The sequence below is a fragment of the Staphylococcus sp. EG-SA-15 genome, assembly GCF_017151895.1.
In the GTDB taxonomy this organism is placed as follows: domain Bacteria; phylum Bacillota; class Bacilli; order Staphylococcales; family Staphylococcaceae; genus Staphylococcus; species Staphylococcus aureus.
This window is the reverse complement of the sequence record NZ_JACVZN010000122.1, coordinates 1-250: the sequence shown is the minus strand read 5'-3', so window position 1 is coordinate 250 and position 250 is coordinate 1. Positions and strand designations below refer to the sequence as shown.

At 30.4% G+C, this 250-nt stretch carries 1 pseudogene; it reads right to left on the bottom strand.

What is annotated here, in order from left to right:
• Nucleotides 1–126: 126 nt before the first annotated feature.
• Nucleotides 127–250: pseudogene (locus tag IDG64_RS14635) on the bottom strand (CDP-glycerol glycerophosphotransferase family protein); the annotation flags it as partial.

Sequence of the window (250 nt, the reverse complement as noted above, 5' to 3'; positions counted from 1 at the left end):
ATTTACCAATGGATAAATATTTATTTGTTTATCATGACCAGTTAGAGTATATTGGACAACTTAATCCAAATATTATTAATCAAGCTTATGCGGCATTAAATGAAGAGCAAATTGAAGAATACAATGATCTGACACATCGATAAAGTATTGTCTATGTTCACGTGAAATATTAAGTCTATTTTTTACGAACGGATGCATTTTGAATAACACAACTGCATTATGCTTCTCGCAGTATCTTGCTAAACGTTCA